Origin of the sequence: Paenibacillus pabuli (assembly GCF_039831995.1) — a bacterium.
In the GTDB taxonomy this organism is placed as follows: domain Bacteria; phylum Bacillota; class Bacilli; order Paenibacillales; family Paenibacillaceae; genus Paenibacillus; species Paenibacillus pabuli_C.
The window spans coordinates 2,326,761-2,340,947 of record NZ_JBDOIO010000003.1 but is presented as its reverse complement, the minus strand read 5'-3'; the positions used below and the strand labels follow the sequence as shown (position 1 = coordinate 2,340,947).

The window sequence follows — 14,187 nt, the reverse complement described above, 5'->3', positions numbered from 1 at the left end:
GAACCGCTTTCACAAGGAGGATGAATCATTGAAGGTGCACCGTTTGGAAGATATCCATTTTCGTGATCCCTACATACTGGCTCTGCCGTCCCGAAAGAAATACTATTTGTACGGTTCCATTGGACAAAATGTGTGGAATGGCCCAGCGATCGGCTTCGATGTTTATGAGAGCGATGATTTGGAGGCTTGGCATGGGCCGATTCCGTGTTTCCGTCCGCCTGCGGATTTTTGGTCTGATCATCATTATTGGGCTCCGGAAGTGTATGAATGGGAGGGGCGTTATTATATGTTTGCCAGCTTCAAGGCTGACGGAGTCCCGAGGGTAACCGGTGTGCTGGTGGCTGACCAGCCCGAAGGCCCGTTCGATTTGTGGAGCCGCTCCCTCACTCCTCCCGGTTGGGAATGCCTGGACGGCACGCTGTACGTGGACGATCACGGTGATCCCTGGATGATATTTTGCAAGGAATGGGTGCAGGTCGAGGATGGCGAGATGTATGCGGTTCGACTGACTCCGGATTTAAAAGGAACGATTGGCGAGCCCATGCTGCTGTTTCGGGCTTCTGAAGCTACATGGTCCGTCGGAAGCGGAGAACAGCGTAGCCGTTATGTTACGGATGGTCCTTTTCTGTACCGGATGCAAAATAATGAGCTGATTATGATGTGGTCCACAACAGGACAAGATGGTTATACGCTGGGTCTGGCACGCTCGGTATCGGGTAAACCGCAAGGTCCATGGAAGCAGGATGATTCACCACTATTTAGCGAAAACGGTGGACACGGCATGTTATTCCGTACGTTCGAAGGTCGGCTGTTTCTCACCATCCATACACCAAACGATCATCCGAATGAACGTCCGGTTATTATTCCCATTCAGGAAAAAGATGGAGAACTTATGCTTGTTGAAGCTTCCAAATAAATATTTCTCAAATCCCCTCAGTATTAGACGTACCTTTAGGAGCATCTGTCCGGATGATCTCCTCGAGGTAGGGACTGAGGGGATTTGTCTATTTTATCGAAGGTGCTCAAGCATGGTATATTGGAGTCAGACGAGTTCAAAGAGGTAGAGTCATAGAATAGGGACTGAAGAACAAAGAAGTAAAGGAGAGGATCAGGTGCTGCATGAGGATAGCTTCCTCCAGTCCATAATGGCCCATGAGAAATTAATGCATGATTTGCGGCGAGTTCGGAGCCTGGAGCTGCCTCAGTGTTACATCGGTGCGGGGTATATTCGTAATTATATTTGGGATCTCCTTCATGGATATACTCGGCGTGAACTGCATAGCGATATTGATGTGGTATACTTCGATCCCGAAGACTTGAATGAAGAGCGCGATGTACGACTGGAGCAGCAGCTGCGGGAGGCGACAGGCAATCCCAAGTGGTCTGTGAAAAACCAGGCCAGAATGCATCTGCGCAATGGTACAGCGCCTTACCAGTCTACAAAAGATGCCCTGCTGTACTGGCCCGAAGTCGTAACGGCCATAGGCGTGCAGCTGGATGAACAGGACCAGATTGGGATCTGTGCCCCGCATGGATTGGATGATCTATACGCGTTAATCGTTCGCCGAAGTCCACTATATAAGGACACCAAGGAGTACACCCGGCGTGTAGAGAAAAAGCGCTGGCAGGAACAATGGCCGAAGCTCACGATTGTTATGGATTAAGTTCCAGAGGTCGATGTGGACCTCTCAGCGAACCTGCTCATATACGATGAATGGAACATGGTGGCAGATTTCCGGTCGTAACAAACATTGATATGATTAGTTTATTCGGTATACAACAGCCTGACTATGAGATCCGTAGAGAGCGAGCAGTGCAGGTTCAAGAAGGAGTGTTACCCGGTTTATGATAAAGTTTATTCGAGATAAAGGCCTGATCATTGATCTTGTTCTTGTGGCCTGTTTTGTTGTATTTCTGATATTCTGGGGCCGGAGTTTCGCGGTGATGTTTTTTGGGCTGCTTACAGTGGCTTTTATCGTACTTCGACGGATTAACTATCAGAAGCACGTGGTGCTTAAGCGAATTTTGTTAACGGGGTTCGGTATTGGGGCAGTTTCTTTTGTCATTATTGAAGCACTGGTATTTACGCAGCTTCATGCGAATGATCCGGAACAGGCAGATTATGTGATTATCCTGGGATCAGGCATCAAAGGTACAGAGTTGTCACTGACACTGAAGCAGAGGCTGGATGCCAGCCTGGACTATATCCGCAACCACCCGCAGACGCCGGTCATTGTATCCGGGGGGCAGGGGCCTGGGGAGTCGATTCCTGAAGCACTCGCAATGAAGAACTATCTTGTGGAACAGGGAATCACGCCAGCCCAGATTATTATGGAAGACAAGTCAACCAGTACGCAGGAGAATATGGCTTTTTCAAAAAGAATAATAGACGAAGCGGGGCTGGAGCATCCCGAGATCATGATTGTCACCAGTGACTACCATATGTTCCGTTCCAAGTATCTGGCTGCCAAAAACGGCTACGCTGCCGAATACGGTATATCGGCCCCGTCACCGGGATACCTGAAACCGATCAACATGATCCGTGAATATTTTGCGGTGGTCAAGGCTTTTATGTAAGTTAACGTTCTCTATTCTCTCTTAAATGTTTATCGAGGTCTTATAGTACAAGAATATGCAAAAAGCAGTCGAGCAGAATGAATTCTGGCTTAACTGCTTTTTGTCATTGTTCAAGTGAATTCAAGGATACCAAGCCAAATCATGTTATAATATACGTCATTAATAGAAGAACGATGTAGGAGTGAACAATGATTACAGCATATCTGTTACCTGCTCTCTATGAGCAAAAGGAAATTTCAACGAACGACATGGAAGAGATTGTACGCCTGCTTGCACACGCGCCATTGCTGTATGATGACGGCCTGAGCATCCGGGTTGAGGATTTTACTGAAGGTTTGGAAATGGAAGTTAAGCATGAAGTACGGCCTGCTCTAATCGAGCTGTATGAATTGGCTGTTAAGGCCTGTCGGCAGTTCCCTGATCCGGCTGCCTATGAGCAGCTTCAGGATGCACTGGGATTACAGGCAGAACTGTGGCAGGAAGAAGTGCTTGATCTAGCTTCGTGGATGAATTGGTTGAAGCAGGTTGGGGAAGGACAGAGAGCCCTGCCGGCGTATGATTTTGCAAGCATGCTTGGGACACTGCCCGAAGGGTTCATGATTCATGATTTCTATGACGAACTCCGTTATCAGCTGGAACAGAATCCGTCGAACACCTGGGCTATTCAAGAGCGGGATCGACTGTATACAGCCATGGGTGCCAGATAACATCGAACGAAACGTGTAGAAACCGTGTTTATCCATATATAAGGGATTGTCTTATCGCTTATGGAAATGAGGGGATACCGTGAAAAAGGTTGTATTGGCCGGGGGTACGGGATTTGTTGGTCAGGATTTTGCGCAAAGATTCAAGAAACTTGGCTATGAGGTGCTTATCATCTCACGTCAGCCAGGTCATATTGCCTGGGAGGACTCCAATGGGATCAGGCAAGCACTTGAAGGTGCCGAAATGTTGATTAACCTGGCCGGAAAATCTGTGAACTGTCGTTACACAGACGAGAATCGCAGGATTATCCTAGAGTCCAGAACCCGTACTACACGTATTCTTGGCGAATCTGTTCTTGCTTGTGACCATCCGCCTGAACTGTGGATCAATTCGAGTACGGCCACAATATACAGACATGCAGAAGATCGCCCCATGACGGAAAAAGAAGGTGAGATTGGCTCCGGTTTCTCGGTGGATGTTGCCAAGGCGTGGGAACAGGCTTTTTTCGAATTCAATTTGCCGTCTACCCGCCAGATTGCCTTACGAATTGCGATTGTGCTTGGCAAGGGCGGCGTCATGGAGCCGCTAACGAATCTGGTCCGTTTTGGCTTGGGCGGATCACAGGGAGCTGGAACACAGCTATTCAGCTGGATTCATATTGAAGATTTGTTTCGCATGGTCCTTTATCTTCAGCAGCACCCAGCACTTGAGGGAGTATTTAATGCTTCGTCTCCGCATCCGGTTACCAATCGGCAACTGATGGAGAGTCTGAGACACCAGATGGGTGTTCGTATTGGACTTCCTTCTCCTCGCTGGATGCTTGAACTGGGTGCGCGGTTTATAAGAACCGAAACGGAGCTGGTGCTCAAAAGCCGCTGGGTTATTCCCGAGAGGATGGAGCAGGAAGGGTTCACGTTTATATACGATACGCTCGACACCGCACTACATGACATTCTGAAATAGTCTAGATCACTGAACAACACTATTGAATACAAAGTTCCATTCGGAAGGGCAGATGATCTGCCCTTCTGCTGTATGTTCTGGAGACGGGGTCCGCCGGCATTTCGCTGTCTCTGGTGGAGTGTATAAGTCATTTAATCAGTCAGATGAAATAGAAAGAGGTAGGGGAAATGCAACTTAGAAAAGTGAGAATTGCCGGAACGGGCAAGTATCTGCCTGAGCGAAAAGTAACGGACGAGGAGCTGGATAGCCGTTTGAACGTGCCTGCTGGCTGGGTCTCCAAAGCCACGGGCGTATGGGTGCGCCATTACGCTTCCGGTCAAGAAACGTCTTCGTTCATGGGCGCGAGAGCTGCTGAAGCTGCGCTTGCCGACGCAGGACTGCAATTCGCCGACATTGACTGTCTGGTGTGTACCAGCGGTACGAAAGAGCAGCCTTTGCCAAGCACTGCGGTATTCATTCAACAAGCCATGGGAGAACATGAATCAGGCATACCGGCTTTTGACATGGATGCAACCTGTCTGAGTTTTCTGAACGGTCTGGACGTCATCTCCTATATGGTGGATGCCGGTCGTTACCGCCGGGTACTGCTCGTTGCAACGGAGATCGCTTCTGCAGGTTTGAATTGGTCGGATAAGGAGAGTGCCGCCCTCTTTGGCGATGGAGCTGCTGCGGTCATTATCGAACGTTCCGAGGAAGGGGACGCTTCCCGGATTGTGCATGCTTCCCTGAAGACGTACAGCCGCGGGGCGAGATTCTCGGAAATCGCGGGTGGGGGAACACGGCTGCATGCCTCGAATTATATGGCTGATCAGCCGGATCCTTACCTTTTTCATATGGATGGACAGGCGATCTTCCGAATGGCTTCCAGGCTTCTTCCCGGATTCATGGAGGATATGCTGAAGACCTCCAGGAACCGGATGGAAGATTTTAAACTGGTCATTCCGCATCAGGGCAGCGCGATGGCCATGAGATTGATTCGCAAAAAATTGAATATTCCTGAAGATCGCTTTATGGACATTACACGAAACCACGGTAATACGATTGCCGCCTCCATTCCCATGGGGCTGCATGAGGCAATCAAGCAGCAGCGTATCCGGCGAGGCGATCGGGTGCTCATGATCGGAACGGCCGCTGGGTTGTCTTTGGGAGGACTTATTTTTGATTACTAGATTCAGAGAATCGGATGATGCTGCCGCAACCCGAAATGTATTACTGACTGGGGGACGTGCTCCCGTTACGCTTGATCTGGCACGCATGCTCCGGCGCGCTGGTTATCGTGTGTATGTTGCGGAGAGTGCCTCACGTCATCTGTGCAGATTGTCCAGTGCAGTGGAGCGCTGCTTTGCTGTGCCATCCCCGCGTCATGAAACAGCAGCATATCTATCTGAGCTGGAACGGATCATTCAAGCATGGCAGATTGACCTGCTCATTCCAATGTGTGAAGAAGTGTTCTACATTGCGCAGGGAGCAGAGAAATTGCGTCCTCACTGCCATGTTCTTGTTTCTCCATTGGAGCAATTACATAAGCTGCATCATAAATTTCATTTTATCCAGCTTGCACAATCCATGGGCCTTGCTGTACCGGATACACGTCTGATTAGCAGCCGGGAAGAATGGATTCGAACACAATCTGTTCTGGAAACGGGAGGGAAGTGGGTATGGAAGCCGGTATATTCCCGATTTGCCGCCAGAGTTCGCATGCCAGGCTCAAAGAACGTACCTCCGGGTGAGGCAGAAATATCAGTCGCGCTCCCTTGGGTAGCTCAGGCCTACGTTTCTGGGCGAGCATTGTGCACGTACAGCGTCGTGCATGAAGGGCGCATTGTGGCGCATTCCACGTATGACAGTCGCTATCGGACAGGGAGCGTGGGAGCCAGTGTCTTTTTTGAACAAGTGGAACACGAGGGTACATATGAGTGGGTCCGGCAATTTGTAGGGACTACTCGATTTAGTGGTCAGATTGGTTTTGATTTTATTGAAGGACCGGAGGGTCGGGTGTTTGCAATTGAATGTAATCCCAGGGCTACGAGCGGAATTCATTTGTTCTACCCGGGTGATGAATTGGTACATGCCATCATTGCGCCTGAGGCACTAGCGAAGGAAGGTATCCTGATAACCCCGAGGCAGCATAGCAGGGCCATGCTCCTGCTGCCTATGCTGGGCAGCGGATTGCAGCAGATTGGACGACCGGATAATTGGCGGGCATGGATGACAGCTTGGCGAGGGACGAGAGATGTTGTGCATCTGCGCAATGACACTCGCCCCATGCTGGAGCAAGCAGCCATTGTAATGTCCGCCTGGCGTCTTGCACGCAAATACAAGCTATCTCTGACTGAAGCATTGACTCACGACATAGAATGGAACGGTGAACAACCATGAGTAGAGCATTGGTTACAGGAGCAACGGGTTGTCTGGGCAGACATCTGGCGTTAAGGCTCGCAGAGCAGGGTTGGAGAGTGACGGGGATGGGCCGAAAAAAAGAATACGGTGTACAGCTTGAAGCCGAAGGCATCCAATTTTACCAAGGTGATCTGCGTGACAAGGCAGCTGCAGCCGAGGCATGTGCCAACCAGGATGCCGTCTTTCACTGTGCGGCACTATCATCGCCATGGGGCAAATACCAGGACTTCTACAGCAGCAATGTGGAAGGAACGCAGCATCTGGTAGAGGGTAGCATGCGTGCAGGGGTACAGCGATTCATCCACGTATCTACGCCGAGCGTGTATTTTAATTATGTACCCCGATACGACATTCATGAGCATGACCCCATGCCAACCAAACCAGCCAACCATTATGCAGCGACCAAAAGAATCGCAGAGCAAGTGGTGCTGCAGGCCCATGCGAACGGACTTCCATCCATTATGATTCGCCCGAGAGCCATCTTCGGCCCGTATGATCAGACGCTTTTTCCCCGAATCGTTGCAGCCAACAGTAAATCAGGTGTGCCCATGATTGGGGACGGCAAGGCAGTCATTGATCTCACTTGTGTGGATAATGTCGTGGATGCGCTGTTATTATGCTGGAATGCGCCGTCTGAAGCGCTGGGAAGGGCGTACAATATTTCCAATGGCGACCCGAGGCCGTTCCACGAACTGGTGAGTCGCCTGTTTGGATTGCTGGGTATGCCGCTGCATCGTCGAAATATTCCCTATCGGGCAGCTTATGGAGCAGCAGCGCTGCTGGAGGGTGTGCATCGTCTCCTGCCAATGCTAGGCGAACCGCAGCTGACCAGGTACTCGGTGGGTTCGTTAGCTATTCCGCAAACGCTGGATATTCATGACGCCCGAGAGCGAATAGGGTACATACCGAGAGTAACCATTGAAGAAGGTCTGCAGCAGTTTGCAGATTGGTGGAGGGCAGAATCATGCTGACAACAACGAAGGTAGAACTTCATCTGGGGGCGGCAGGCTTCTGCACACATCCGGAATTTCTGACGATACGGGGCGGAAGGTTACGGCCAGTGCCCTTTCCTGCGGGCTTTGCCTGTATTATTCATCCCGTGCATGGTCCGATGCTGCTGGACACGGGGTACAGCTCCCGTTTTTTCAAGGAGACGGCACATCTGCCCAATGCGCTGTATCGTCATATAACGCCTGTGGTGTACCGTGAAGAAGACAGTGCGGTACAATTTCTTGCCCGATTAGGGTTAAACGCATCTGATATTCGATATATCATTCTCTCCCATTTTCATGGCGACCATATCGCTGGAGTGCGTGACTTCCCGGAGGCGCAGCTCATCTATCTGCCAAAGGCGTATGACGCCGTGCGATCACTCGGGCCATTGGCTGCCGTAAAGGCCGGCTTTCTATCCGGACTTCTGCCGGGAGATTTTGCGGACCGATCCTTGCCGCTGATGAGACAGCCAGAGCGATGGACGAGGGCGTCAGAAGGATTCCCTTTTTCCGAGGTATACGATATCTTCGGCGATGGCAGCCTGCTTGGCGTGGAGGTATCCGGTCATGCGGAAGGCATGATCGGAATCTTGCTTAGCACGGGAGAACAGGACTATTTTCTGTGCGCCGATACCGTGTGGTCCAGCCGGGCTTTCCGTGAACAGCGCAGACCCCATGCGCTCGCAGGCATAATTATGTCAGATCGATCCGAATACAGAAAAAATTTTGACAAGCTCGTGCGGCTGCACCAGCAGTTTCCCGAGATTCGGATTGTACCCAGCCATTGCCTGGAAGCGCTGAGCGCTCGGGGGATGGGAGGAGATTACCTATGAGTACACTGCGTATTGTCTATCATTATGCATTGGCACGCGGACTGCGAAAATGGAAGACACGTGAGGAGCTTGAACGCTGGCAGGAACGTCAGATTCTTCGGCATATCGGGCGAGTCCGTGTACAGTCTCCGTTTTACCGGGAGTGGTGGCGAGATGCCGACGCAGCGACGTGGAGGAGCTTTCCGATAATCGACAAAAAGATCATGATGCGGCATTTCGATCAGCTCAACACAGTCGGGATTTCGAAGGATGAGGCCATGGCTCTCGCCGGAGAAAGTGAGGACACACGTGATTTTAAGCCGTCTGTTCAAGGCATTACGGTTGGTCTTTCCTCTGGGACGTCAGGGAACCGGGGATTATTTCTCGTGAGTGAGCGTGAGCAGGATGCCTGGACCGGCACGGTGCTGGCCAAGCTGCTGCCTGGCGGGCTGTGGAAACCTGCCAAGATTGCCTTTTTCCTGCGGGCTAACAGTAATCTGTATGAATCGGTGCAGCGGGGCAAGCTGCAATTTCAGTATTTTGATCTGCTGGAACCCGTGCATAGCTTGGTCAAGCGTATGGAAGAGTATCGTCCCACTGTGTGGGTAGCCCCTCCATCCATGCTTAGAATGCTGGCTGATGCCTATCAAGCGGGTTCGTTGACCGCGATACCCGATAAAATCATCTCTGTTGCCGAAGTCCTCGATCCGCTTGATCGCAAGGTGCTGGAGCGCGTCCTTGGTCAAACCATTCATCAGGTCTACCAGTGCACAGAGGGATTTCTGGGCGCGACCTGCCGTCTTGGTACATTACATTTGAATGAAGATATTGTCCATATCGAAAAAGAGTTTATTGATCCGGCTTCCCGGCGATTTGTCCCCATTATTACGGATTTCTCCAGAACATCACAGCCGATAATCCGGTATCGGCTGAATGACATTCTAACCGAGGCGGACGTCCCATGTGACTGCGGCTCTCCCTTTACCGCCATTGAGCGAATCGAAGGACGCTGTGATGACACGCTTTATTTTTCACACCTTCATACCCGCGAAGACGTACCCGTATTTCCCGACTTCATCACCCGTGCGGTCATTGCCGCTTCCGCTGATCTGGAGCACTACCGGGTCGTTCAGCGTAGGGACGGATCACTGGAAATCGCTCTTCGCCTTGGTGAAGGCGGTGACCCTGTGCAGGTAAAGGCCGAGGTGCAGCGTCAACTGTTGAAGCTGGGAGAGCGGCTTGAGTGCGCTGTGCCACAGACGGATTATGTTCCATATACATTTGAACCGGGAATGACCAAAATGCGCAGAGTGGAGAGGCAGCACACTTGAACTTGGACTTGAGCGAAGTGGATATTAACCATGTGATGCTCAAATCGAAGAGCTAATAGATTCAATGGAGGAAGGTGGAACGGGAGATGGTACAGAACACTAAGGAAGAGAATGCACCTGTAGCATTAATTACAGGCACCTCGAGCGGGTTCGGTATGCTTACTGCAGTTACACTTGCCAAGCAGGGATACCGGCTTGCCGCAACCATGCGCGATCTGAGCCGGAATGAAGAATTAGTCCAGCTGGCAGAACAAGCAGGCATTGCGGACCGATTGCATTATATGCGTCTGGATGTGACGGATTCGGATTCGGTACAGGCGGCTGTCAAGAATGTGCTTCAGATGTATGGTCGAATCGACATGCTGGTGAACAATGCAGGGTTTGCAATTGGCGGTTTTATCGAGGAAGTATCTATGGACGATTGGCGGAGGCAAATGGAGACAAATCTCTTCGGTCTTATTGCAATGACACGTGCGGTTCTTCCTGTCATGCGCGAGCAGAAGCAGGGACTCATTATCAATCTCTCGAGCGTTAGCGGATTGTCCGGTTTCCCGGGCTATGCGCCCTATGCTGCTTCCAAATTTGCCGTGGAGGGTTTCACCGAGAGCCTTCGGCATGAAATGTCCTCGTTTGGCGTACGGGTTGTGCTGGTTGAGCCGGGAGCGTACCGCACGCCCATTTGGAATAAAGGACTGGGTGAAATTCACCGCAATGATCACTCTCCTTATAAAGATAAACTGGATGCGGTGCTTCATTATTCTGCACATGCAGGCCAGACTGCGCCTGATCCGCAGGAAGTGGCTGACCTGATCGCCCGCATTGCACGGATGCGTGCACCCCGGCTCCGCTATGCACTCGGCAAAGGATCTCGTGTGCTCATTGTTGGCAAAACGCTGCTTCCGTGGAAGTGGTTGGAGTGGATTATTGCACGTGCTCTGAAATAGGGCAGACCTTATAAATTTAAGTCAGGAGGGCTTGAGCTTGTTTGAAGTCATCGTGATTGTATTGCTTTTAGCCGTTGTAGGACTGTTATTCCGGATCAACAGCAAGCTCCCTGAACGTGATTGGGTGAAGGAAGCGATGGAACGAGACGCGTCGAAATAAAAACATGGGAGGTTTTCACGTTGAAAATTGCTTTTGTTTTGTTTGATGGTTTAACTTTTCTTGATTTTGCAGGGTTTTATGATGTGATCAACCGGCTGAATTTCTTTGAACCCACCAAGGGCAGTACATGGGAAACTTGCGCGATGACCGATCAGGTCACGGACGAATCCGGATTAACGCTCCAAGTGGATCGAGTGAAGCCCGACTTGGGTGAGTACGATATGGTTTTTGTTCCTGGTGGTATGGGTACGCGCAAACTTCGGTTTGATGAAGCTTTTGTGGGATGGCTGAAACAGGCGGAGAAGGTTCCGATGAAGGTGTCGGTATGTACGGGCTCTTTGCTGTTGGGTGCGGCAGGTTTTCTCTCCGGCAAAAAGGCAACGACTCACCCTAATGTGTATGATCTACTTCAGCCGTACGCAGACGAGGTCATCCAGACCCGGATTGTAAAGGACGGAAATGTCATTACGGCCGGTGGTGTCGCGACGTCAATTGATCTCGGAATTTACGTACTGGGATTGCTTGCCGGACGGGAGGCAGCCGAGAATGTGAAGCGGCAGATCGACTATCCTTACGAGATGCAAGGAGTGATCGAAGAATGAGCGAAGATATCAAGCAGAGCAGATTCATTATCCGCAATATTCGGCACGATGAAGCGGATCAATACTGGTCTTTGCGTCTGGAGGCGCTGAAAAATCATCCGGAGTCCTTCGGAGCATCATACGAGTTGTCTGTTCAGCTTCCCATGAATGAAGTGCAGGATCGCATACATAATGAACCCGATGATTACATCCTTGGAGCGTATACAGAAGACGGGTCAATGGCTGGAATGATGGGATTCAAAAGAGAGAACGGCCTGAAGCTCAGGCACAAGGGATTCATCTGGGGGGTATACGTGGCCCCGCAATATAGGGGGCATGGGCTTGCTTCAAGGTTGCTTCGAGAAGTATTGAAGCGGGGAGAGACAGTGGAGGGCATCAGGCAAATTAATCTAAGCGTGGTCACGACAAATGAATCAGCGAGGCGATTATACGAGAAATATGGATTCGAAACGTATGGCATAGAGAAATATGCTCTTGAAGTAGAGGGACAAGGGTATGATGAAGCCCATATGACATACGTTTATCCATCTGGGAGGTCCATATGACAGATACGGTTCATCTTGAAGTGGACGGTCATGCCTTCGTATTACAAGAGTCCCATTCTTTCGAATGGTTACGGCCACTGGGCAAGGTATTTCGCGTATTTGATCAGCAGGATTCCGGGAATCTGTCCTTCGGAATCGTGCAGCAGGATGGAACAAGGTTATTCGTAAAATATGCGGGAGCACGTACCATTCATGCGAGTAAACTCAATAGTCCGCCGGAAGCCATTCGTAGTCTGAGATTTTCTGTTCCAGTCTATGAGGATTTGGCGCATGACGCTTTGATTCGACTAAGAGACCATTTTGCAACGGACCGGGGCTATGTCTGCGTATTTGATTGGGTGGATGGAGAATGTCTGCATTCGCAGTGGTACTTTCCGGCTCCGGCAAAATATGAAGATCCACGTTCACCGTATTATCGTTTCAGACAGCTCCCTGTCCAGGCGCGGGTTCAGGCGATGGAGCAGATTTTGGACTTTCATATCGAGATGGAACGAAAAGGATATGAGGCGGTTGATTTTTACGATGGCAGTCTGATCTATGATTTTGAGCAAAACACGATCAAGATTTGTGATATCGATCTGTATCGGAAGGGGTCTTTTACCAATACTATGGGACGCATGTGGGGGTCATCCCGCTTCATGTCTCCTGAGGAGTTTGAGCTCGGTGCCCCCATTGATGCAGTAACCAATGTATTCAACATGGGTGCAATGGCATTTGCGCTCCTTGGAGGGGAGAAGGATCGATCGTATGCCAAGTGGGATGCTCGAGATGCCTTGTACAAGGTTGTGATCCGGGCAGTTGATCCTGACCGGTCCCGTCGTTACGCATCCGTTGGGGAGCTGGGTGAAGCCTGGAGGCTGGCAGTGAGGCAGGATCTATGTATTGTTGATGAATGATGGATCCAAAAAAGTTTTCAGTTCAGTATATCCTCCATTCGTAATTACGCAGCTTACATTCGTATCTCCTTGAAATATCCCGTATAATGGAAATTAATGAAGGAGGTGCAGTCCATTGTGCAGATATGCCATGTCAGGACCATACAAGGATATCTATGCCTGTTTTGACTGCCGCAAATCATTCAAACAAACATCCAGACATGATCTTGCTCCTGAAGAGTATGAAAAGCTTGAAAATAAATGCCCGCAGTGTGCGTCACCTATGGCTAGCATGGGGAAAGATTTCAGAACCCCGAAGCAAAGCGATCTGAAACAATGGAAGAAGGTAGTCACTCTTTATCGTCATGGTATTACCTACCATAGTTGTGGCTGCGGTGCTGGATATCGTCCGGCTGAATTGCGGGAACTGCCCGAATTTCTGGAGCAGCAGTTCACTCGCACACGAAGTGAAGGTGAACGATTATTGCTAAGGTTAGCTGAATAATATGGAACCCATAGTAAATGTCGCACTGCCCGAATTGATGAAAATACAGGTACAAACTTTATATACGATGAACATGCAGCAGCGTCTTACTGGCATTAATGAACCGGAAGGCGGGCAGGCCCCTGCCTTATTCATTGGCATGACTTCTGCTGGTCTTCTATCTTATTACCATGAGCACCTGCCGCCAGACCTTATGGATCAGCTGGCATCTGACGTGAAACTTCCGCTTGATATTCCGAAGTTGCTAGAGAAGATCGAGGCTTTTAGGCCGGTCAAGGATATGTGGATGGGACCTGCATTTGTCTTTCAGGAGAAATGGAATGAGTGGCATTCGCTTGTGCAGCTTATTGACCACCATAATACGATTTTGCTGGCTGAGCATTTCCCGGATCTCACCGGACGCTTGCATGCGAAAGCACCTGTAGTCGCTTATGTTATTGAAAATTCGGCCGTAGCCGTATGCTGCTCTGCCCGAATTTCAGTGCTGGGCGCTGAAGCGAGTTTATATACGATGCCTGCATACAGAGGATATGGATATGGGGTGGAGGTGGTCAAATGCTGGCAGTACCATGTGCAAGAGGGCGGACGCATTCCTCTCTACAGTACATCCTGGGACAATCTTTCCTCACAGCAGGTCGCCCGCAAACTGGGGCTGTTTCAATACGGCATGGATTTCAGCGTCACGACTTCATCATAGAGGGTGAATCCAGTGATTCGAACATATGTACAAAAGGATCTGCAACATGTCATTGAAGCTCATATCCGTATTTATCGGG

The 14,187-nt window shown here is 50.3% G+C and carries 17 protein-coding genes; all 17 read left to right on the top strand.

Annotated features, from left to right (window positions below):
* Nucleotides 1–34 precede the first annotated feature (34 nt).
* The 17 genes from ABGV42_RS12520 (at nt 35) to ABGV42_RS12440 (ending at nt 14,108) form a co-directional block, all read left to right on the top strand.
* On the top strand, nt 35–916 hold the full coding sequence (locus ABGV42_RS12520; protein WP_347383219.1) for a glycoside hydrolase family 43 protein: 882 nt from the start codon (nt 35–37) through the stop codon (nt 914–916).
* Nucleotides 917–1,112: 196 nt separating this feature from the next.
* Nucleotides 1,113–1,664 (top strand): nucleotidyltransferase family protein, encoded by a 552-nt coding sequence (locus tag ABGV42_RS12515; RefSeq protein ID WP_347381931.1) that lies wholly within the window; start codon nt 1,113–1,115, stop codon nt 1,662–1,664.
* Nucleotides 1,665–1,845: 181 nt separating this feature from the next.
* Complete coding sequence (locus ABGV42_RS12510; RefSeq protein ID WP_347381930.1) at nt 1,846–2,577, top strand: YdcF family protein; 732 nt, start codon at nt 1,846–1,848, stop codon at nt 2,575–2,577.
* A 188-nt stretch (nt 2,578–2,765) separates the two neighbouring features.
* A complete protein-coding gene (locus ABGV42_RS12505) occupies nt 2,766–3,284 on the top strand; it encodes a hypothetical protein (RefSeq protein WP_347381929.1) in 519 nt (172 codons plus the stop codon).
* A gap of 79 nt (nt 3,285–3,363) precedes the next feature.
* Nucleotides 3,364–4,245: a TIGR01777 family oxidoreductase gene (locus tag ABGV42_RS12500; RefSeq protein ID WP_347381928.1), complete on the top strand. Its 882-nt coding sequence runs from the start codon at nt 3,364–3,366 to the stop codon at nt 4,243–4,245.
* Between the two features lie 167 nt (nt 4,246–4,412).
* Complete coding sequence (locus ABGV42_RS12495; protein WP_347381927.1) at nt 4,413–5,414, top strand: beta-ketoacyl-ACP synthase III; 1,002 nt, start codon at nt 4,413–4,415, stop codon at nt 5,412–5,414.
* A complete protein-coding gene (locus tag ABGV42_RS12490; protein ID WP_347381926.1) occupies nt 5,404–6,624 on the top strand; it encodes an ATP-grasp domain-containing protein in 1,221 nt (406 codons plus the stop codon). The genes ABGV42_RS12495 and ABGV42_RS12490 overlap by 11 nt, the downstream gene beginning before the upstream one ends.
* A complete protein-coding gene (locus ABGV42_RS12485; protein WP_347381925.1) occupies nt 6,621–7,616 on the top strand; it encodes an NAD-dependent epimerase/dehydratase family protein in 996 nt (331 codons plus the stop codon). The genes ABGV42_RS12490 and ABGV42_RS12485 overlap by 4 nt, the downstream gene beginning before the upstream one ends.
* Nucleotides 7,610–8,470, top strand: coding sequence for an MBL fold metallo-hydrolase (locus ABGV42_RS12480; protein ID WP_347381924.1), 861 nt, complete (start codon nt 7,610–7,612; stop codon nt 8,468–8,470). Before ABGV42_RS12485 ends, ABGV42_RS12480 begins: the two co-directional genes overlap by 7 nt.
* Complete coding sequence (locus ABGV42_RS12475; protein ID WP_347381923.1) at nt 8,467–9,780, top strand: F390 synthetase-related protein; 1,314 nt, start codon at nt 8,467–8,469, stop codon at nt 9,778–9,780. The genes ABGV42_RS12480 and ABGV42_RS12475 overlap by 4 nt, the downstream gene beginning before the upstream one ends.
* An 86-nt stretch (nt 9,781–9,866) precedes the next feature.
* A complete protein-coding gene (locus ABGV42_RS12470) occupies nt 9,867–10,724 on the top strand; it encodes an SDR family oxidoreductase (protein ID WP_347381922.1) in 858 nt (285 codons plus the stop codon).
* 37 nt (nt 10,725–10,761) lie between these two features.
* Nucleotides 10,762–10,884: a hypothetical protein gene (locus tag ABGV42_RS12465; protein ID WP_261780056.1), complete on the top strand. Its 123-nt coding sequence runs from the start codon at nt 10,762–10,764 to the stop codon at nt 10,882–10,884.
* Nucleotides 10,885–10,904: 20 nt separating this feature from the next.
* Complete coding sequence (locus tag ABGV42_RS12460) at nt 10,905–11,486, top strand: DJ-1/PfpI family protein (RefSeq protein ID WP_347381921.1); 582 nt, start codon at nt 10,905–10,907, stop codon at nt 11,484–11,486.
* The gene (locus ABGV42_RS12455) at nt 11,483–12,031 is read left to right on the top strand and encodes a GNAT family N-acetyltransferase (RefSeq protein ID WP_347381920.1); all 549 of its coding nucleotides are present in this window, start codon (nt 11,483–11,485) and stop codon (nt 12,029–12,031) included. Before ABGV42_RS12460 ends, ABGV42_RS12455 begins: the two co-directional genes overlap by 4 nt.
* Nucleotides 12,028–12,927, top strand: a complete 900-nt coding sequence (locus tag ABGV42_RS12450) for a serine/threonine-protein kinase (protein ID WP_347381919.1) — start codon at nt 12,028–12,030, stop codon at nt 12,925–12,927. The genes ABGV42_RS12455 and ABGV42_RS12450 overlap by 4 nt, the downstream gene beginning before the upstream one ends.
* A gap of 115 nt (nt 12,928–13,042) precedes the next feature.
* Nucleotides 13,043–13,411: a hypothetical protein gene (locus ABGV42_RS12445; RefSeq protein ID WP_347381918.1), complete on the top strand. Its 369-nt coding sequence runs from the start codon at nt 13,043–13,045 to the stop codon at nt 13,409–13,411.
* 1 nt (nt 13,412) lies between these two features.
* Nucleotides 13,413–14,108, top strand: a complete 696-nt coding sequence (locus ABGV42_RS12440) for a GNAT family N-acetyltransferase (protein WP_347381917.1) — start codon at nt 13,413–13,415, stop codon at nt 14,106–14,108.
* Nucleotides 14,109–14,187 lie beyond the last annotated feature (79 nt).

What these genes read in the sequence shown, in the direction of transcription:
- ABGV42_RS12510 (WP_347381930.1), top strand. Translation starts at nt 1,846, where the DNA reads ATGATAAAGTTTATTCGAGATAAAGGCCTGATCATTGATCTTGTTCTT.
- ABGV42_RS12505 (WP_347381929.1), top strand. Translation starts at nt 2,766, where the DNA reads ATGATTACAGCATATCTGTTACCTGCTCTCTATGAGCAAAAGGAAATT.
- ABGV42_RS12495 (WP_347381927.1), top strand. Translation starts at nt 4,413, where the DNA reads ATGCAACTTAGAAAAGTGAGAATTGCCGGAACGGGCAAGTATCTGCCT.
- ABGV42_RS12485 (WP_347381925.1), top strand. Translation starts at nt 6,621, where the DNA reads ATGAGTAGAGCATTGGTTACAGGAGCAACGGGTTGTCTGGGCAGACAT.
- ABGV42_RS12480 (WP_347381924.1), top strand. Translation starts at nt 7,610, where the DNA reads ATGCTGACAACAACGAAGGTAGAACTTCATCTGGGGGCGGCAGGCTTC.
- ABGV42_RS12475 (WP_347381923.1), top strand. Translation starts at nt 8,467, where the DNA reads ATGAGTACACTGCGTATTGTCTATCATTATGCATTGGCACGCGGACTG.
- ABGV42_RS12470 (WP_347381922.1), top strand. Translation starts at nt 9,867, where the DNA reads ATGGTACAGAACACTAAGGAAGAGAATGCACCTGTAGCATTAATTACA.
- ABGV42_RS12455 (WP_347381920.1), top strand. Translation starts at nt 11,483, where the DNA reads ATGAGCGAAGATATCAAGCAGAGCAGATTCATTATCCGCAATATTCGG.
- ABGV42_RS12450 (WP_347381919.1), top strand. Translation starts at nt 12,028, where the DNA reads ATGACAGATACGGTTCATCTTGAAGTGGACGGTCATGCCTTCGTATTA.
- ABGV42_RS12440 (WP_347381917.1), top strand. Translation starts at nt 13,413, where the DNA reads ATGGAACCCATAGTAAATGTCGCACTGCCCGAATTGATGAAAATACAG.